Source organism: Candidatus Campbellbacteria bacterium (genome assembly GCA_016699465.1).
Lineage (GTDB): Bacteria > Patescibacteriota > Minisyncoccia > Phycocordibacterales > EsbW-18 > EsbW-18.
Genome location: CP064977.1, coordinates 433,203 through 452,505, shown reverse-complemented (window position 1 = coordinate 452,505; position 19,303 = coordinate 433,203). Strand labels below are relative to the sequence as shown.

The 19,303-nt window shown below is 46.4% G+C and carries 14 protein-coding genes, 2 tRNA genes and 2 rRNA genes; 15 read left to right on the top strand and 3 right to left on the bottom strand.

Going from position 1 to position 19,303, the window contains the following annotated elements; translation table 11 throughout:
• Positions 1-159: 159 nt before the first annotated feature.
• From IPJ70_02485 to IPJ70_02450, 8 genes are all read left to right on the top strand, one after another.
• Positions 160-456: an RNA-binding protein gene (locus IPJ70_02485; GenBank protein QQR82129.1), complete on the top strand. Its 297-nt coding sequence runs from the start codon at positions 160-162 to the stop codon at positions 454-456.
• A 134-nt stretch (positions 457-590) separates the two neighbouring features.
• On the top strand, positions 591-851 hold the full coding sequence (locus IPJ70_02480; GenBank protein QQR82128.1) for a hypothetical protein: 261 nt from the start codon (positions 591-593) through the stop codon (positions 849-851).
• A 678-nt stretch (positions 852-1,529) separates the two neighbouring features.
• Positions 1,530-5,403 (top strand): 23S ribosomal RNA (locus IPJ70_02475).
• A gap of 348 nt (positions 5,404-5,751) precedes the next feature.
• Positions 5,752-5,824 (top strand) — tRNA-Leu (locus IPJ70_02470).
• Between the two features lie 24 nt (positions 5,825-5,848).
• A tRNA-Cys gene (locus IPJ70_02465) sits at positions 5,849-5,925 on the top strand.
• 80 nt (positions 5,926-6,005) lie between these two features.
• A 5S ribosomal RNA gene (gene rrf / locus IPJ70_02460) occupies positions 6,006-6,113 on the top strand.
• Positions 6,114-6,237: 124 nt separating this feature from the next.
• Positions 6,238-6,999: a hypothetical protein gene (locus tag IPJ70_02455; protein QQR82127.1), complete on the top strand. Its 762-nt coding sequence runs from the start codon at positions 6,238-6,240 to the stop codon at positions 6,997-6,999.
• A 48-nt stretch (positions 7,000-7,047) separates the two neighbouring features.
• Entirely contained in the window at positions 7,048-8,169 is a 1,122-nt protein-coding gene (locus IPJ70_02450; protein ID QQR82126.1) for a rod shape-determining protein RodA, read from the top strand.
• A 504-nt stretch (positions 8,170-8,673) separates the two neighbouring features.
• On the opposite strand, the gene IPJ70_02445 is transcribed toward IPJ70_02450, so the two are convergent.
• The 3 genes from IPJ70_02445 to IPJ70_02435 are packed head-to-tail and all read right to left on the bottom strand — an operon-like array spanning position 8,674 to position 10,746.
• Positions 8,674-9,276, bottom strand: coding sequence for a type II secretion system protein (locus IPJ70_02445; protein ID QQR82125.1), 603 nt, complete (start codon positions 9,274-9,276; stop codon positions 8,674-8,676).
• 27 nt (positions 9,277-9,303) lie between these two features.
• Complete coding sequence (locus IPJ70_02440; GenBank protein QQR82124.1) at positions 9,304-9,558, bottom strand: hypothetical protein; 255 nt, start codon at positions 9,556-9,558, stop codon at positions 9,304-9,306.
• A 48-nt stretch (positions 9,559-9,606) separates the two neighbouring features.
• On the bottom strand, positions 9,607-10,746 hold the full coding sequence (locus IPJ70_02435; protein QQR82123.1) for a glycosyltransferase: 1,140 nt from the start codon (positions 10,744-10,746) through the stop codon (positions 9,607-9,609).
• Positions 10,747-10,879: 133 nt separating this feature from the next.
• Between IPJ70_02435 and IPJ70_02430 the strand changes: the two genes are divergently transcribed.
• The 7 genes from IPJ70_02430 (at position 10,880) to secE (ending at position 19,288) form a co-directional block, all read left to right on the top strand.
• On the top strand, positions 10,880-12,238 hold the full coding sequence (locus IPJ70_02430; GenBank protein QQR82122.1) for a sugar transferase: 1,359 nt from the start codon (positions 10,880-10,882) through the stop codon (positions 12,236-12,238).
• Positions 12,239-12,902: 664 nt separating this feature from the next.
• Positions 12,903-13,673, top strand: a complete 771-nt coding sequence (locus IPJ70_02425) for a hypothetical protein (GenBank protein QQR82121.1) — start codon at positions 12,903-12,905, stop codon at positions 13,671-13,673.
• Between the two features lie 204 nt (positions 13,674-13,877).
• A complete protein-coding gene (locus IPJ70_02420) occupies positions 13,878-14,564 on the top strand; it encodes a hypothetical protein (protein QQR82120.1) in 687 nt (228 codons plus the stop codon).
• Between the two features lie 76 nt (positions 14,565-14,640).
• Positions 14,641-15,471 carry a bifunctional 5,10-methylenetetrahydrofolate dehydrogenase/5,10-methenyltetrahydrofolate cyclohydrolase gene (locus IPJ70_02415; protein ID QQR82119.1) on the top strand — a complete coding sequence of 277 codons (831 nt, stop codon included), beginning with the start codon at positions 14,641-14,643 and terminating at the stop codon, positions 15,469-15,471.
• A gap of 538 nt (positions 15,472-16,009) precedes the next feature.
• On the top strand, positions 16,010-17,329 hold the full coding sequence (gene secD, locus IPJ70_02410) for a protein translocase subunit SecD (GenBank protein ID QQR82118.1): 1,320 nt from the start codon (positions 16,010-16,012) through the stop codon (positions 17,327-17,329).
• 24 nt (positions 17,330-17,353) lie between these two features.
• Entirely contained in the window at positions 17,354-18,265 is a 912-nt protein-coding gene (gene secF / locus IPJ70_02405; GenBank protein ID QQR82117.1) for a protein translocase subunit SecF, read from the top strand.
• Positions 18,266-19,105: 840 nt separating this feature from the next.
• Entirely contained in the window at positions 19,106-19,288 is a 183-nt protein-coding gene (gene secE / locus IPJ70_02400) for a preprotein translocase subunit SecE (protein QQR82116.1), read from the top strand.
• Positions 19,289-19,303: the final 15 nt, after the last annotated feature.

The window sequence follows — 19,303 nt, the reverse complement described above, 5'->3', positions numbered from 1 at the left end:
GTATGTAAAACTGCCCGCACTCTGGGCAGTTTTTCGTTTGTACAACGATGCACATTTTTTCATTTTATTTTCTTTTCATCTATATTCTGATACACTGGACGCGTAGTTTATTAAGTCCTATACCTTTTGGTGTAGGAAGTTAGCAAAGAAAAAGTATATATGGAAGGAGCAAAATTGTACGTTGGCAACTTGAGTTACGATACAAGTGATCAAGCACTTGGTCAGTACTTTGGACAAGCCGGCACGGTTGTTTCGGTAACTATTATTAAGGACAAGATGACTGGCCGTTCAAAGGGCTTTGGATTCGTCGAAATGAGTAATGCCGACGAGGCTCAAAAAGCGATTGAAATGTTCCACGAAAAAGAATACGAAGGACGTCCTCTCACGGTGAACATTGCACGTCCTATGACGGAGCGAGCACCACGAAAATTCAACAACAACGACCGAAGCTGGTAATAACCACTTCGAACAAAAAGAAAACAGACCTCAAAAGGGCCTGTTTTCTTTTTGTTGGCTTATATATCTACAAAGAATAGTATTTTTGCAGAACACGTTTTTTACACAGTACCTATCCGAATGAGGAGAAAGACATGCTCAAGGACCTGGTTGGGAAGGACTTGTCGGGATGGCATATCGTCCCAATGATGGAGATTTACAGTGTCGATGAAGACGGCCGCAAGACAGCTCTCGTGCTCATTCTCTTCAACGACAAGGGGGACATTGGCTTTCTCGTCGGTGAGAATCAGCAGGAGCCGGTAAAGCTCTTCAAGGATGAAGAAGAGGCTGCTCGTCTGAGACAGGTGGCAATCGCCAAACTGTCTCCGGCGGAGCGCAAGCTACTCAAACTGTAGGTGGGTGCAAGAGCCCGTGGAAAAGAGTCTAAAAGCTTTGTCCGTCGGGCTCTTTTCCATTATTTTTTTGTATCCAAACCTTAGGGGTGAAGCCTTCTTTTTTGGAAAACTCTCGGAGAGCTGAGCTCGAGAGGGAGCGCGTTTTCAGCAGAAAACGATGCGTGTTTCCAAGAAAGTGAGGCGAATGAAATCTTACCCACAGGTTCTCCCCAGGGACTTTTCAGGACTTTTATAGACGGTCTTAAAAACCTTTATTCTGTAAGGGTTTTTTGTCTCATTTTTTGATTGCACTAAAGAGGCATTTTTGGGACCTAAATCCTTGACACGGTGCTCTGCATGGCTATAATAGGCAACACCTAGTATGAATACACCAGCTAACTGCATATCGACGCGGAGCATCTAAATGCGCACAATCGGTGTGCCTCAGAAATCTCCGCTTGAAAAAGCGGTTTTTTTGTTCTCATACAAGGTAGATGAACTTTGACAACTGCATAGGTAGTATCCCGACTATAAAAAGTCGGGGCAAAAAGAATCAAAAATTCTTGTCTTTTGAGTAAGACAAGAGCAGGTAGTTTCATTGGTTAATCTAGCTCCAATGAAACAATCAAGTAGAAATATGAAAGTAGCATGCAACCACTTTGTAGGCGGTTGTATGCGAGACGGTTTTTAGATTTCCTAACGGGAGATTTAAAGGGCGTATGGTGGATGCCTTGGTTCAATGTGGCGATGAAGGACGTGGTGTAACTGCGATAAGCTTCGGGGAGGTGTTAAGCAACCTTTGATCCGGAGATTTCCGAATGGGGAAACCCTATCGAGTAACCCTCGATAATCTCATAGCAATATGAGGAGCATACCTGGGGAAGTGAAACATCTCAGTACCCAGTGGAAAAGAAAACAATTGTCATTCCCTTAGTAGCGGCGAGCGAAACGGGAGAAGCCCAAACCGTGCGCATCACATTGGATGTGATGGGTAAGCACAAAGCTTAAAGTACAAAGCTCAAAAAAGTTTTTAAGAATTAAAATCTTAGAATTTTTTTGGATTTTGAACTTTGGATTTTGGATTTACGCATCGCGTACAGCGTGATGCGTGCGGGGTTGTAGGGCGGTAACGCCTGTCTTCGGATAAGGAGAAAGTTACAAAATGTGTTCTTAGCAGAATGCGCTGGAAAGCGCGACCCTAGAGGGTAATAGTCCTGTATGCGAAAAGAACACATCTTTCTAGTTACCGTTCCTGAGTACCTCAGGACACGAATAGCCTGAGGGAATCCGCCGGAACTAACCGGCAAGGCTACATACACATTGAGACCGATAGTGAACTAGTACCGCGAGGGAAAGGTGAAAAGAACCCCGGAGAGGGGAGTGAAATAGATCTGAAACCATATGCCTACAAGGAGTCAGCGCGGTCGCAAGACCGTCATGGCGTGCCTATTGAAGAATGAGCCAACGAGTTTATGCACACGGCGTAAGATAAGTCCTTTGTCGGATGAATCTGTAGGGAAACCGAGTGTGAATAGCGCGAACATAGTAGAAGTTAGAAGTCAGGCGAAAAGGTACTTCGGTATCTTCGAGTCTGGCCTCCAACTTCTACTTTTAGTCGTCTGCATAAGACCCGAAGCTAGGTGAGCTACCCATGAGCAGGGTGAACTCTGTCGAAAGATGGAGGGAGGCCCGAACCGGTTGATGGTGCAAAATCTTCGGATGACTTGTGGGTTGGAGTGAAAAGCTTATCGAACCTAGTAATAGCTGGTTCTCTCCGAAACAGCTTTTGGGCTGGCGTCTAACGTACCTCTTGGGGGTAGAGCACTGGATGGTCTGGATAGGGAGAAATCTCGCTGGACCAATCAAACTCCGAATACCAAGAGTAAAGTGTTAGGCAGTTAGACCGTGGGGGCTAAGCTCCACTGGTCAAAAGGGAAACAGCCCTTGATCTCAAGTTAAGGTCCCAAAATCAATGCTAAGTGCACAGTCGAGGAGGTGAAGTTTCTTAAACACTGAGGAAGTTGGCTTAGAAGCAGCCATCTTTTAAAGAAAGCGTAACAGCTCACTCATTTAGAGACTTCGCGCCACAGACAATCGGGGCTAAGCATTGTACCGAAACTGAGGATTGTATGTGCATTCGTGCATGTGCAGTGGTAGGAGAGCATTTGGATCTGCGATGAAGCCGAAGGCGTGAGCCACGGTGGAGCGTTCCGAAGAGCGAATGTTGGTACAAGTAACCGCAATGCGGGTGAAATACCCGCACGCCGAAAGAACAAGGTTTCCTTCGCGATGGTAATCAGCGAAGGGTTAGTCGGGCCTAAGTGGATGGAGAAATCCGAACATGATGGACACATGGTTAATATTCCATGACCTGGGTGTATTTCGATGGAGAGACGGAGTGCTGTATATATCGCACATTATTGGATTTGTGTCGGGGACACGAGGGCGCTTGTTAGGTAAATCCGGCAGGCACTATCCCGAGTGTTTTCGAGAACTCAACTTTCGGGTTGGGGAATGGTATAGAGCGCGCTTCCAAGAAAATCTTCTAAGAATAAATACACACAGACCGTACCGCAAACCGACTCCGGTGTTCAGCTCGAGTAGAGTAAGGCGAACGAGTGAGAGGTCCTCAAGGAACTCGGCAAAAAAGCGACCGTAAGTTAGCAATAAGGTCTGCCCACGTAGCAGTACGTGGGCCGCAGCGAAAGTCTCCCTGGCGACTGTTTATCAAAAACACAGCTCCCTGCGAACTCGCAAGAGGATGTATAGGGGGTGACACCTGACCAATGCCAGAAGGTCAAGTACGGGGGGTGTGTGCCGCAAGGTATATGCTGAACTGTATAAGCCCTGGTGAATGTCGGCCGTAACTATAACGGTCCTAAGGTAGCGCAATTCCTTGTCAGGTAAGTTCTGACGCGCACGAATGGTGTAACGACTGGGGAACTGTCTCGAGGACTCGCTCGGTGAAAATACAATGGGGGTGAAGATGCCCTCTACCTGCAGCTAGACGAAAAGACCCCAGAAGCTTTACTACAGCTTGATATTGGGCGTACGAGTTAAATGCGTAGCATAGGTGGGAGAGGTTGAAGGCAGGGTTTTGGCTCTGCTGGACTCGAAATATGAAATACCACTCTTTTGAATTGTACGTTCTAACCCTGACGGCAAAAACGGTAGGGAACAGTATCTGGCAGGTAGTTTGTTTGGGGCGAATCCCTCCTAAAAAGTAACGGAGGGGTCTATAAAGGTCCTCTAGGCGCGAATGGAAACCGTGCCGATAGTGTAATGGCAAAAGAGGGCTTAACTGCAAGACGGACATGTCGAGCAGGTACGAAAGTAGAGCATAGTGATCCGACCTTTCGCTTTAGATGCGGGGGGAGCTCAACGGATAAAAGCTACTCTGGGGATAACAGGCTGGTACCACCCGAGCGTCCATAGCGACGGTGGTGTTCGGCACCTCGATGTCGGCTCACCTTATCCCGGGGCTGGAGAAGGTCCCAAGGGTATGGCTGTTCGCCATTTAAAAAGGTACGCGAGCTGGGTTCAGACCGTTCTGGAACTGAAATCAAAAGCTCAAAGCACAAAGCTCAAAAAAGTTTTTTAAGATTTAAACCTTAGAATTTTTTTGGATTTTGAACTTTGGATTTTGTGATTGGTTTCAAAACAGTCTGAATCCCTTCGAAGTAATGTTGTCTAATAAAACTTCCGATTTTAAAATGAAATCGGTTGCCCAAAAAATCTTTTCGTCTTTTAAGATGAAAACTAAAAGGAACCAATCATATCACGGCGGTCATACATAGTAATGTGTATGAAGTAAGTTGACTTATATCGGGAAAACCCTTTATGGGTAATTCCGAGGGAATGATTGTGAGTTCTATTGAGGACATTTCTGTCCAGAAAGGAGGTTCTTTCATGCCGGGATTTCTTCCTGCGTGCAGTCGTCGAGACTTCTTCGTTCACCCTACCAAGGAAGAAATGAGGAACGTCGATCGCGACATCAAGATCGCGCTCAGCGTCTTGGTCTTTTTCGCCAGCTACATGCTGACGAGCTGGATCATCTGACTCGATCAGAAAGTTCCGGGCTGACCCTGCGTCGGCCCCTCAATAGAATTCACAATTACCCGTAGAGACTACATGTCAACATGCCTTCTGCGATGCAGAAGAAAATCCAAAGCACAAAGCACAAAATCCAAAATTTTGAGCTTTGAAATTTGAACTTTGGGTTTACTCGCAAAGCGAGGTATAAGGTATAGTCCAATGCAACGAGCAATCGTTGGAAACATGCGTGAGACAGGTTGGTCTCCTATCTGCTGCAGGCGCTGATTTTTGAGAAGATTCGTTCCTAGTACGAGAGGACCGGAATGAACTGACCTCTGGTGTGGCAGCTGTACCGCCAGGTGCACCGCTGCGTAGCTATGTCGGGAATGGATAACCTCTGAAAGCATCTAAGAGGGAAGCCAACTTCAAGATTAGAAATCATTAAGACCCGTGAGAGATGATCACGTTGATAGGCATTAGGTGGACGCACAGTAATGTGTGGAGCCGAGATGTACTAATTCGTCGACATCTCCTGTTAGGTAATCTGAAAATCGATTCATAGCGCGCTGATTTCTTTTTGCTCCGATGTATACGTCGGGGAATACTACACAAACATTGAAGAGTGGAAATATTTTGGACCTGTAGCTCAAAATGGGTTGTCCTATAACCCACGGATGGGGAAATCAACACAGCCGTTGGTTTCAGGGGTTCAAATCCCTAACGGATGAGCCTTGTCAGAGCGCTTGTTAAACCAAGAGGTTGGGGGTTAGAATCCCTCCAGGTCCACCACTTCGTGTTCTTTAACGGCCTGACGAGATATGATGTGGGAGATCCACATCATAATCTCTTCTCAGAGAAATCTGAGACAGGTCGACCAATCTTCGATTGGGGAGGTAGCTCAACGGTAGAGCATCGAGCTCAAAACTCGAGTGTTGTGGGTTCGAACCCCACCCTCCCAATCACCCTTTTTTAAATAAAAATGGGTTCCTATAGCTCAAATAGGTAGAGCACCACCTTGCATAGGTGGAGGTTGCAGGTTCAAGTCCTGCTAGGAACTCCAATTTTTCAAAAAAGGGCCACTCTTCAGTGTTTGTGTATACTTATGCAGTTGTCAGAGTTCATTCTGATTGAAAATTTTGTTCTGGTGGCTTAACGATGGGGATACACCCGATCTCATTCCGAACTCGGAAGTTAAGCTCATTAGTGCCGATGGTAGTCCGTAAGGGCAAGAGTAGGTAGCCGCCAGAACAAAGCATTCAATCAAAAACATCGCTCACAAGGCGGTGTTTTTGTTTCTGAAAAAGGTTTTTTCTGATATTCTGTATATGTTCTTACGCTGTCTTTCATATTCTATATTCTAAATATTATCCACATGTCCTGGGCTTCAAAAAAACAAGCGAAATATTTATTTGGAACAATACTTTTTTTGGTACTTCTCATTGGTATTCCGACTTTTTTTATTATGTACAAACCAGCTCGTTGCGATGATGGTATCCAAAATGGAAATGAAAATGGAGTTGATTGTGGTGGTTCATGTACACGTGTGTGCAGTTTTCAAGCGGGAAAACCAATTCCGTATTGGCAGCAAGAATTTCAAGTTGCACCGGGAACGTACACGGCTGTTGCACTTGTTGAAAATCCAAATGATGCACTAGAAGCTGTTGCTGTGCCGTATGTGTTTCGTCTTCGTGATAATCGCAACGTACTCGTGAATGAGCGAAAGGGGACTGCGTATTTACCACCACACACCATTGTTCCTATTTTTGAAACAGGTATACAAACACAAGAACGTATTCCGACAATCACTGATTTTGAGTTTCTCACAAGTCCTGATTGGGTGCACTCATCATTTATTCGTCCAGATGTTGAGGTGATTGATAGACAAATGAGTAATGAAGACACGGCACCTCGACTGGTTGCTCATATTCGAAACAAAACATTGGATACTTTTTTGAAACTTCCCGTGGTTGCAATTGTGTACGACGACAAAGATAACGCAATGCATGCATCACGAACGGTAATTGAAAAACTTTCAGGTACATCGGATGCAGAAATTGTCTTTACGTGGCCACAGCCATTTCCGAGTGCGGTCGCGCGCATTGATGTGATCCCTCTTTTTTCGTCGAAGTACTAGTTAGCGTGGTATGTATTGTTGTGTTGAAACAAGTGGCGATTAGAAAGTATGTCTTTTACCGCATTACGTCAAATTGATTGGGTATTACTTTCTGCAACACTTGTGTTGTGTGCATTTGGGTTGGTAACCATGAATTCATTCATTGAACCCAATACGTTTTTTGAGCAACAGCTTGTGTGGCTCTGTGTATCTCTTGCTGTTTTTTTTGCGGCAGGACTTGTTGATTGGAGATTCTTACGTAACACGTCGGTGGTGGTGACGTTACTCCTGGTGTCTGTTGCGTCGCTGGCACTTTTGTTTTTTCTTGGAACGGTAACTATGGGCGCAGTTTCTCGTTTTAACTTCGGAGCTTTTTTTCTACAACCATCTGATCCGGCAAAACTCATACTGGTGATTGTATTGGCAAAATATTTTTCCCGTCGACACGTTGAGATTGCACACATACGACACATTCTTGTCTCGGGATTCTACGCACTCATTTTTTTCTTACTACTCTTTATTCAACCAGACTTCGGAGGTGCAATTGTTGCTTTCTTTTTGTGGTTTGGCATGGTGCTTGTGTCTGGTATTTCAAAAAAACATTTGGCCCTTGTATTTATGATAGGCGCACTTGCGTTTGGGGGATTGTGGAGTTTTGTATTTCAGGGCTATCAAAAAGCGCGTATTCTCACATTTCTTAATCCGCTCACTGATATCCAAGGTGCTGGGTATAACGCCTATCAGTCAACGATTACCGTTGGGTCGGGAGAATTCTTAGGAAAAGGTGTTGGGTTTGGAACTCAATCGCGTCTTCAGTTTTTACCTGAGTACGAAACAGACTTTATTTTTGGCGCCTTTGCAGAAGAGTGGGGATTTGTTGGCGTGATACTTTTGCTTCTTTGTTTTGGTATTGTGGTGTGGAGAATTATTCGAGAAGGATTTTTGGGTGCAACAAATTTTGAAACATTGTTTGCTGTCGGCGTGGCACTTACGTTTGTTGCGCCCGCAATTATTCATATTGGTATGAATGTGGGGTTACTCCCTGTGACGGGAACAGTGCTCCCGTTTGTGTCGTATGGTGGAAGTCACCTCGTCATAGAATTTTTATCTCTTGGAATTCTTTCTGGTATGCGCTGCTATCGTCGTGCTGCTCATCGAGATGTGTTTGGTGATGAAATAGTGATGCAGTAAGACGCGGATGTGGGCGGACCAGGTGTGTGGAAAAAACAGAAGCCCCGCCATCGTGTGATGGCGGGGCGAGGATCGTTTGCTATGGAAGCATGTCTCGTTGAATGCTTTCCCAGATACTGTCTTTGAGACCGCCGCTGTCTGACCTGAGCGGATTTTTCTCATGGGTTCGTATGAACTCCTCCAGCCTCCACCGTTCCTGCTCGTGTTTCTTCAGGTGTTCCTCAAACCACGAGAACCTGATGTGCTCTCCGCACACCGGACACCCTTTACAACAAGGCCCAACATGGACCTCACCTGGGGGGTTGCGATGGCAACTGCAGTAACATACTTCAGCTTTTTCAGGCATGGCGCTCTCCTTGTAGGTTCGAATCTATCGCAACAATACCTTTTTGGCGCTAGTTAGTCAACAAAACCATTCTCGTATTTAAAGTATGAAATAAATCCTTGTGTATTTACCAATCACTAACTTCCAACTTCTAACTCCCAATTTCTATTACTGTAAACCTAGCTTTCGTATTTTCCAACAACAAACTCAAATCCTGTATCTGGAGCTGTGGGGTCTCCGAAATCAAGTAGTTCGCCTCCGTCTTTTGCTGGGCAACTCCACCCAGGAGAAAGTTGGTGTCGTCCGTTGCTGGTTTCCATGTCTGCAATTCCCAACACATAAAATGATCCACGATTTTCAGGACAACCAAGTGCGCCAGCAGGAAACTTGTAATATCGCAAATTATATTGGCTGTCTGTCTCGTTTAGCGGATCGAGCACGGTTCCTTGCAAGTATTTACCGTCAACAAGTACTTGGAGAAAGTCGCCATCTTGAGGCGTGTCCCAGACACCTCCGGTACCTGATGATAATCCAGAAGTTTCTGATGTGTCCGCATCAGGGTATGATTGATGATCTGTAAAATAAAGTTCGAGTGCAGTTTGTATTTCTCGAATAGATGAAATGCGTTTTGAGTCACGGGCATTTTTTCGTGCGGTGTTTGTCGCTGCCATAACCACACTCGAAAGGAGAGCGATGATGCTTATGGAGACCAACACTTCAATAAGTGTGAATCCAGCTCGTTGCCCGCGACCTTGGTGTGTGTGGTGTGTTTGAAAATACATAATGATTGTTTTTAGTGGTGTATGAATTTAGTGTGCATTGATGGTTCGAGTAAGCGGAGGAATGTCGCGGGCCGGAGTAATGCCGGGTTCGGTTGCTGTTTTAAAAAAAATAACAAGTGCGAGTGTCATACACACACCGCCGAGAGTAAAAAGTGTGAGACGTGCACCGGCTTCAGATTTTACAAGACCACTTTGTATGAGAAGAGATACAAGAGGACTTTGGTGGTTCTGGAGAACAACCGAAGTCATTGGTCCTTCATCAAAAATAACGTCAGTACTCATGACTCTATACTAGACATTTTGCAGACGTTTGTCGATAGGGAACACTATCTATTTGTAGAGACGTTCTGTTTCTTCAAGCATTCGTTTCTTTGTGTAGAGCTCGGTGATAGTTTTTTTGAGTGCGGTACCAAAAGCTACTCTCAGGTCTCCGTTTTTCGATAGATTTTCAAAGGCTTTTTTCATCTCATCGCAGTTTTCAGGTGATACGAGAATTCCACTTTTTTCATGCGTGATTATTTCTGGAATACCTCCAACGTTGCTCGCGATACACGACATTCCAATATTTCCGGCTTCAAGAAGTACGTAGGGCACACCTTCTTTGAGGGAAGGGAGGAAAAAAATATCAAATGCGTTGTAGTATGTTGCGCCATGTTCTACAAAACCGAGTAGTGCTATTTGGTTCTCGGCAGTATTTGTAGTGATGTATGTAGACAGAGTGTTGCGCGATTCTCCATCACCCATGAGTACGTAGAAAATTTTCTGTGATGCAGATTGGTTGTATGACAGAACGGCATTAATGGCTCGAATGTGATTTTTGTTTGCCGTTAGTTCCGCATTGGTGAGCATCCAAATATCGTGCTCATGCTCATTGATTGTGTGTTGATCAAATAGTTTTTCTCGTGCAAGAGGGCGAGTGAGCGTCTCGTATGGTTCGATACCGTTTGGTATGTAATGAATCTTGTGTGCACATAAGGGCATTCGCTGTGCTGTGCAGGTATCATTTTTAGAAATACAAATTGTAACGTGTGAAAAAACAACGGTAAGCCATGAAAAGAATGCAATGAGTGATTTTTGGAATATGTTTCGTGGTTCCCAAAATGGCCACCCATGTGCGGTAAAAATAATTTTTGGAACATGAGCACAGCGGGCCGCAAGTGCCCCAAGCCCGCCGGCTTTTGAAGAATTAAGATGCACAATATCTGGTTGCCATGTTTTGTACAGTTTTTGTAATTCAAAAAAAGAGGAAAACTCTTTTGTAAAACTAATATCGCGCTGAAAACTTTTTATTTCAAAAACAGTAATATTTTTTTGGTGGAGTGTATCTATTAGCAAACCAGTTCCTCCGCATGCAACAGCGATCTCATACTCTTGTGAGGGGAGAGACGTGGTCAGATCATACACATACCGCTGTGCGCCACCCCAGTTGGACTTGGTTATGACAAAGAGTATTTTTTTGCGCGTGTTCATGACATCACTATACCTGAGCTGTTACTGCGATAGCAATGACAAAAAACATAAAGAAACAAGAGTAAGCGCAGGGTGTAGCCCCTTTGGAGCACTCTTCACAAGTGGCCTTCTCTGATGTACTGTGTGTGTACTCATGCCCGTAGGGAAAATAGTCAATCGCTCAGAAGCGCTCATTCTTTTTCTTGGGGACGTTCTCGTTCTCTATTTTTCCTTGTGGGTGACGCTTTTTTTAAGACGTTTTGAAATTCCTGATATGGGTGCCCTCGTGTCCCACTTCCAGCCATTTACCATACTTTTTGTGTTGTGGCTTCTGGTATTTTTTATTGCAGGTCTCTATGACAAGCACACGACGTTTCTTAAAAAACGTATTCCATCAATTATTTTGAATGCGCAGGTGGTGAATAGTATCCTCGGTATTTTCTTCTTCTACTTCATTCCGTATTTTGGTATTACTCCAAAAACAACGCTCTTCATTTTTCTTGTGGTCTCGTTTGTGTGTGTGGTCATTTGGAGGCGCAATAGCGTGTTGTTTTTTGAATCGCCTGAACGACAAGCGGCAATCCTTATCGGTAGTGGTAATGAGATGGATGAGCTTAAACGTGAAGTAAATAGCAATCCTCGCTACGGAATCTTTTTTGCATCATCAATTGATTTGTCGAATGTTTCTGATCTGGACTTTCAAAAAGAAATCATTGAACGAATGTATTCGGAGAATATCACTACTATTGTTGTTGATACCAAACACGAAAATGTCGTACAGGTTCTTCCTAAGTTGTATAACCTCATGTTTTCGGGCGTGCGTTTTGTTGACATGCACAAAGTGTACGAAGATATTTTTGATCGCGTTCCGCTTTCATTGGTGCAGTACAGTTGGTTTTTGGAAAATATTTCTGCGACACGAAAATTTACCTATGAATTTTTAAAGCGAGGCATGGATATACTCATTGCTCTTCCGCTTCTCGTTGTGTCGCTCATACTTTTTCCATTTGTGTATTTTGCTATTCGTTTTGAAGACGGCGGTTCGATGTTTATTTCGCAAGATCGTGTGGGAAAAAATAATCATACCATTCGTATTTTTAAAGTACGCACCATGACAGGAAGTGATTCAGGGAATGCGGTGCTTGCAAGTAAGTATGTGGTAACAAAAACAGGAAAAATACTTCGCACACTTCGCATCGATGAGTTACCTCAATTGTGGAATGTGTTGCGTGGGGATATTTCTCTTATTGGTCCGCGTCCAGAATTTCCTGCGATGGTAAAGCTTTATGAACAAGAAGTACCATTCTATAATGTGCGCCATCTTATCAAGCCAGGGCTCTCAGGGTGGGCACAGATCTACCACGAGAACCATCCACATCATGGAACAGACGTGGGGGAGACGCGGGTGAAGTTGTCCTACGATTTGTATTACATCAAAAACAGAAACATTACACTGGACCTCAAAATTGCACTCAAGACGGTGAAGACGATTTTGTCACGGGCGGGAATTTAATGAAGCTTTTTAGCTTCATTAGCTAGTTAGCTAGTATGTAAACGCCGGTATGTGGGAAATAAAAAGGTAAAAACATAAAATGGCCTAACAGGGCTGTTTTTTGGTATGGTTCTCTACATAATCATAAAATACTTGACAAATAATTTGAGGTGTGTATAATACTCTTCAGAAAATGAGTGCCAGCTCCATTCGGGGGTATGGCGCAATGTCAACAAAAAACAGAAAGGAAGGCTATGAAGAAGCCTTAAGCGCCAGAGTGGGGGGCGCTATGACACAAATTCACACTCCCGCTATGAGAGCGGTAAACTAACTCCGCCTAGTTCATGCGTTAATGGGCTCGGGGTATTCCGCGTTTTGGTGTAAGACAATTGATGTGTGTTGAGCACACATCTCCCTTACTGCCGCGGGTTCTGGCCTCGTTAGGAGCCTGGGGGTGAGATCGTTTGCGATAATCCCCCACCGAAACTCTGATTTGAGCGGTCAACAGTGACGACTGTTGATAGACTACAAACGAATGAGGGGCATCTTCGTCCTCATGTCGCGCGCTCGAACTAAGGGGCAACTCCAAAGAACTGGGCCCCGCCCGTCTTGCAAGACGTGGCGGGGTTTTCTTATATTCACACAACATTGACAATCCCCACTTTTACGCGTACTACTGGTGCGTGTGTTCTTTCTAAACCAATCAATTGGCCGTGGTTTTGAGGGCTTAAATACGAGCTTTCACAACCGCGGTCAATGGAGATTCGCGGCCCTTGTGCCCACTGATACTGGGCAAGGAGAAAATATGGGCGCCAATACCGTCCAAATTCTGGCTGAGAGGTTGTGGAAGCTTTGGGTTTTCGGAATCTGGCCGCTTGTCTTGGATGGGAAGCGGTCGGTTCAAGACCTTCTGGACTTTTTTCAGATGGTGAAGTCCAGGCCGGCGGACTTTGATCTTCACATCGGGGTTCTTCGCGGCACGCACGAGATCAATCCTCTGGAGCACACCATCGATTTCTCGGTTCCCTGTATGCTTCCGTCTGACGACCTCGGACTCGAGCGGATGAGCCCGCCGAAGTCGGGCGTTGTCAAACTCAAGCGTCAGGGCGACATGTTGTATCTTGATGGTAAGCCGCTTAGCCTTCTTACCATCGATGCCGACGGGGGTCACCACCGAAAGGTGGTTGATGAGTCGGGTGGTAATGTCGGTGCCAAGGTGCTTGACTACTTGATCAAGCGTTCCGAGCTCTGGCCGGAGTCGTGGAAGAAGGATACCAATGGAAATGCAATCCGGGTGTTCTTCCTCGGTGATACCTTCCACCGTTCGCATATTGCCAACTTTCTGTATGTTCGCTACGGATATTGGCACCAAGAAGCGAATCTTGTTTGCTCGATGGGGCAATGGATCAACCCTAGCTGGGACAGCTCCGTTGCCGCTGATTTTCGCGCTGTCTGATGTCTCGCTTTGCCCCCATGCTCACTGCACGGGGGTTTCATTTTTATAAAAATCTCACCAACATTGACAACCCCCACTTTTACGCGTACTACTGGTGCGTGTGTTCTTTCTAAACCAATCAATTGGCCGTGGTTTTGAGGGCTTAAATACGAGCTTTCACAACCGCGGTCAATGGAGACCTGCGGGCATGAAAGGAGAGTCGTCATGACTCACGTCGCAGACGACACGGCATTGGGCAAGTTTGCCCGACAGCAACACGACTGGTTCCGACGGGTCAGGGAGGGGTCTCTCGATCCTGTTGTTGTCGGTCGGATCGTGCAGGGTTACGTCGACGGCAAGCTGCAGAATGTCGAGTGCGTGCTCGACGGCACGCATCGCATCGTCGAGATTGAGAAGCCGGCCGTTCCGCCGCTCTTCCGCTACCTCGACACGGTGAAGATCGCCGCCATCCCGAGCTTCGACGTCTCCGCTCACTTCAAGGTGGGCAAGACGGACGGCGTGAAGGTGGGGTACATCGACGGCTTCTTCACGAGCTGCTTCGGCGGTCTCGTCGAGGAGGCGCAGCCTCCGCTCGCGCTCCGGCGCAACGAGCTCACCCGCACCGCCTACTGCGCGGACATCAACACCGCGCTCGGCGAAGGTGTCGAGGAGGCCACGTGCGGCCAGATCTGGGCGCTGATGAAGCGTCAGGGTCAGGGTCGGCGTGGCAAGCTCCACGTCGACGGCAGGGCGAACCTGTTCCGGGTTCGGGACGCCAAGGGCGTCTTGCGGCTCGTGAACGTCCTCTGGCACGCCGGCAGCGGCGGCTGGGTCGTCGGCGCCGGCAAGGTCGACCACGGCCTCGCTTGGGACGCCGGGCGTCTCGTGTTCTCTCACACTCGCGCTGCCTGATGTCTAGCTTTGCCCCCCCGTGCTCACTGCACGGGGGTTTCATTTTTATATGTGTGATGAATGGTAGAATATGCATATGCTCATTGATGGACGCGCTATTGCGCGTGAGATAACCGAATCGCTTGCACACAAGGTCTCAACGCTTGTTGAGAGGCCGCTTTTGAGCGTGTTTGTGCTCTCGTCTGATGCCGCAACGCAACAGTTCATCAAGATCAAAAAACGAACCGGTGAATCGGTTGGTGTTGATGTGCGGGTGCTCGAGCTTCCTGAATCAACGACAACCGATGCGTTGGTTGCACACGTGCGCGAGGCTGTTGCTGTGAGCAACGGCATCATCGTACAGTTGCCCTTGCCGGCGCACATTGATTTCAAAAAGATACAAGACACGATTCCGGCGTCGCACGATGTCGATGGACTTGGCGCGGAGGCACGAACCCGTTTTGAAAACGGCGATATGTCACTCCTTCCACCTGTGGTTGGCGCGTGCAAAGAAATCTTGGAGCATGCAGGAGTTGACGTTGCGGAGAAAAACGCGGTTGTTGTTGGACGCGGGTTGCTTGTGGGTGGTCCCATGGCAACATGGCTGTCTCATTGGGGTGCGCGTGTCGCCGTGGTCGAACGCGGTGACACGCTCGAAGCGTACACACACAACGCAGATATCCTTGTTTTGGGTGCCGGCGCGCCACACGTGCTCAAGCCCAACATGATTAAAGATGGCGTGGTTATTCTCGACGCGGGCACGAGCGAGGCGGGGGGCAAGGTGGTGGGGGATGCAGATCCAGAATGTGCACAAAAAGCTTCAGTGATGACCCCTGTTCCAGGAGGAGTTGGCCCAATTGCTATTGCAATGCTTTTTCATAATTTATTGCTATGTGTTAAGTATCAGTCACCAGAGATATCGGAATGAGGTATTGTGTTTTTATAATATATTCACAGAATCTGGTTAAAACCTTAGGACAACGAAAGGAGGCAAAATGAGTCTAGGCGACACGAAGCTGGCGGCTTGGGTGATCAGGTTGCCGTTGGAGGTTGACGCGGAGGATCGTGAGACAATCCTCCGTGTGGCGGTGGACGTTGTTTGACGAGGGAAACCACAGAAGACCTCGCTCACACCCCCCGCTTTCTTCGACAGGGGTGAATGAACTCTCTGGGATGGTGAGGGAGCTCATTCAGAAAATTTGAGTGGCAGGAGAAGGTTTCCTCATGTGCCATTGGCTCATTCGACCCGGTGGTGAGTAGATCTCTTCGCTGTGTAGTTGGGGTGTTCGCGCGATGCGCGAACGCCCTTTTGTTTTGGGTGTTTTTGTGATATACCAATGTGTCTGGGTACCCTGTATGAGATGACCGTGAATGGTTATTTTTAGGGTTATGTCGAGACAGGGGTAACAAACTATTTATTAAATACTACAAGCAAACATGCCTCGCATCTTTGCTCTCTCAATAGAATGAAAACACGAATTATTGCAGTCCTTATTTTACTCGCAGGCGTTGGTTTGGGATTTTTTGTATACTCCACACAAGCTCCTGGTTCTAAGTATGCATTTAAGGCAGGTCTTGATCTCGCCGGAGGAACACTTCTCACATACAGTGCCGACGTCTCTGGTGTACCAAGTGCCGATGTTGGAAATGCGATGAATTCCCTGCGTGATGTGATTGAGCGCCGCGTGAATGTTTTCGGTGTTTCAGAGCCAGTAGTACAAGTTGAAGAAGCGCGTATCGCAACAGGAAAAGAACAGCGTCTTATTGTGGAGCTTCCAGGTGTGACTGATATTGACGCCGCAATTAAGCAGCTCGGAAAGACACCAATGCTTGAGTTTCGTCTCGCAAAAGAATTTCAAGGGCAAGTTGGTACAACGAGCGCAACAACAACTATGACCGGCTATGTTGCAACGGGCCTCACGGGACGTTTTCTTAAAAATGCTCAGTTGCAATTTAATCAAAGTCGTCAAACTATTGTGCAAGAGCCAATTGTTGCACTTACGTTTAACGACGAGGGAACAAAACTTTTCGCCGACATTACCTCAAAGCACCTTGGTGAACGTCTCGCCATTTTCCTTGATGGAGAAATGAAAGGAGATCCAACAATTCAAGCAACAATTACTGATGGAAAGGCAATTATTACCGGTCTTTCTGCTGATGAGGCAAAAGAAATGGCACGTAATCTTAATTTCGGTGCTCTCCCTGTTCCCATTACGCTTGTTGGTGCCGATTCTGTTGGTGCGTCTCTTGGAAAAGAGCTTATGAGTGCGGGCGTGCAAGCTGGTCTCTGGGGTTTTCTTATCGTCGCACTTTTTATGATTTTCTGGTACCGCCTTCCAGGTCTTGTTGCGGTTGTTGCACTTGCATTGTACACGCTCATCATGCTCGCGCTCTTCAAGCTTGTTCCAGTGACACTCACCGCTGCTGGTATCGCAGGTTTCATTCTCACTATTGGTATTGCTGTTGATGCAAACGTGCTTATTTTTGAACGTATGAAAGAGGAGCTTCGAAGTGGAAAAAATATTCACGACGCAATTGCTGAAGGATTCTCACGCGCATGGCTTTCTATTCGTGACGGAAACATGACAACCGTTATCAGTGCAATTATTTTGTTTTACACAACAACAAGTTTGATTAAGGGATTCGCCCTTACACTTCTTCTTGGAGTTATTGTAAGTATGTTCACGGCGATTAGTATTACGCGAACACTACTTCTTGCCCTTGCTCCAAAGGAGGTAACACGAACGACAAAATTCTTGTTTGGAAGTGGGGTAACTAACGCATAATCATTACTACTTACTACGTACGCTATGTTTATTCTCAAATATAAAAATTTCTTCTTCGCTCTCTCGGGTCTTCTCGTGCTTGCATCGCTCGTCGCAATTGGCATGTGGGGACTCAATCCGAGCGTTGATTTTACTGGTGGTTCTATTGTTTCTGTACGATTTGCAGATGCACGCCCAACAGGACCTGAATTAACCACCACGCTCGAAAAGGCAGGATTTGCAGGCGCTGTTGTTCGTGATTCCGCAGAAGGAGGTGTGCTTATTCGTACAAAAACACTTTCAGAAGGCGATAGAACAACACTACTCACAGCACTTTCAGGAGAGGGACGCTACAAACCAGAAATTGAACGATTGAGTTCTGTTGGTCCGACTGTTGGGCAAGAGCTTCGTCGAAAAACGTGGATCGCAATCGCGCTCGTGATGCTCATGATTATTTTATATGTTGCTTTCACGTTCCGAAAAGTATCTGAACCAATTTCATCTTGGGTTTATGGATTAATCGCTATTTTGGCACTCCTACACGACATTACCATTCCAACAGGTGTGTTTGCACTCTTGGGAAAAACGGCAGGGCTTGAAGCGGATACATTGTTTATTGTAGCGCTGTTGACTATCCTCGGTCTCTCCGTGAATGATACGATTGTGGTGTTTGATCGTATTCGAGAACACCTACGACGCAACAAGGAACATCACACAAAGGAAGGATTTACTGAAACGGTAGGGAAGAGTTTGGAAGAAACATATGTACGTTCATTGAACACGTCACTCACGGTTATTCTTGTGTTGCTCGTACTCTTTTTCCTTGGAGGATCGGTCATTCATAGTTTTGTGCTCACACTTCTCATTGGTATGGTTGTGGGAACGTACTCATCAATTTTCATTGCGTCTCCGCTTCTTGTGGTGATTGCCAATCGAAAGTTGCAAAACTTGAAATAATAATTTTTCAGCACTCAAAGTTTGAATATTTGGTGAATCGAGATCCTTATAGATTCATAACTTGTCATCTCCCTGAAAAAAGAGTAGTATCTTTTCGGGTATTGTTGTTAACATGTGGTTCTCGATATGGCCACAGAATGAGGAGGTCTAGAGTGGAAGGAGTTGCGCAGGAGTACCGACATCCTTCGAATCCCCACGCAACGGTGTTTGGAATCCGCCTTACGGCGGGGGATGTCCTCGAGGAAGGGGACGTCTACGACGGGACAGGAGGCTCCGAGGATGGGACGTGGCAACTTTGTCACTGTCCCGGATTGGTCATTCGACCGCTCGCGTTAGCCATCTGGATTCGTCCGGTGATGCGCCCTAACTTCGGTTAGGGTGCTTTTTTATATCTTGACGCGACGTATCTTCGGGGGTAGGTTGTGTGTAGATAGCTCGTGTGTTAGACGAAGCACTATGTACCTTGGATGAATCGGAGGAATCATGGCGAAGAGGAAGAAAAAGAAGCAACAAGTCGTGAATCAGCTGCTCATTGGCAGCGAGACCGCATCGTCTTGGCCGGTGGTCAAGAGGCGAAAGCTTCCTTGCGCGTTTCCATTGCGGGGACGGACTCCACTTCCTCCAAGATCCGTGGGTTTCTCTTAGGCGTTTTTCTTGTCGCCCCGACTTCGATCGGGGCGCTTTTCTATACCAGTTGACTATCTCTAGTTGGAGGTGTACTATACTAATCACAAAGGCCCCGCGAGGGGTTTTTAATTACCAGAAACACGAAACATGTAGCACGTATTGTGTAGCAAAAAGTATTGTTACATGTTGTGCGTTACATGTCACATCACACCTATGTCACGTTTCATTCAATATCTTAAAGACACCCAAACAGAACTCAAACATGTGAGTTGGCCAACACGCGCACAAGCAATTGCGTTTACAATTGTCGTTGTGGCGATTTCTGTCTTCACTGCAGCGTACCTCGGTGCATTTGATGCACTCTTTACATTCTTGGTCCAGAAGTTTCTTATCTAATTAGGGATTGAAGGG